The sequence below is a fragment of the Brucella tritici genome (assembly GCF_902825325.1).
GTDB lineage: Bacteria > Pseudomonadota > Alphaproteobacteria > Rhizobiales > Rhizobiaceae > Brucella.
This window is the reverse complement of sequence record NZ_CADEAR010000077.1, coordinates 1-449: the sequence shown is the minus strand read 5'-3', so window position 1 is coordinate 449 and position 449 is coordinate 1. Positions and strand designations below refer to the sequence as shown.

Genomic DNA, 449 nt, shown 5'->3' with positions numbered 1-449 from the left:
TAAAAGTAGACAACGCCGGGCGGATCCTCGCCGCCCCATGGCCGGTCATCGCGGGCCAGTGCCCACAAATATCCGGTCTTCGTCGATCCGCGCCCCGGATCCAGCACCGGGGCGGTGGTTTCATCCATAAACAGCTTGCCAGACTGCTTCAGATGATCGGCCAGTCGGTCGACCACGGGCTTCAGGTGGAACGCGGCCTTGCCGACCCAATCGGCCAGAACAGCCCGGTGCAGATCAAGACCTGCCCGTGCCAGTATCTGGCTCTGGCGATATAATGGCAAATGATCCGCATACTTGCTGACCAGAACATGAGCCAGTGTTGCCTCCGTGGGCAGACCACTCGTAATCAGGTGAGCCGGAGCCGGTGCCTGGGTCACCCCGTCGGTGCAGATCCGGCAGGCATATTTTGGACGCACTGTAACGATGACACGCAACTGCGCCGGCACGAT

General features: G+C 61.0%; 1 protein-coding gene. It reads right to left on the bottom strand.

Features of this window, described 5'->3' with window-relative positions; all coding sequences use genetic code 11:
• A partial coding sequence (locus HWX93_RS22735; protein WP_176038822.1) for an IS66 family transposase occupies positions 1 to 449 on the bottom strand: 449 nt, incomplete at both ends.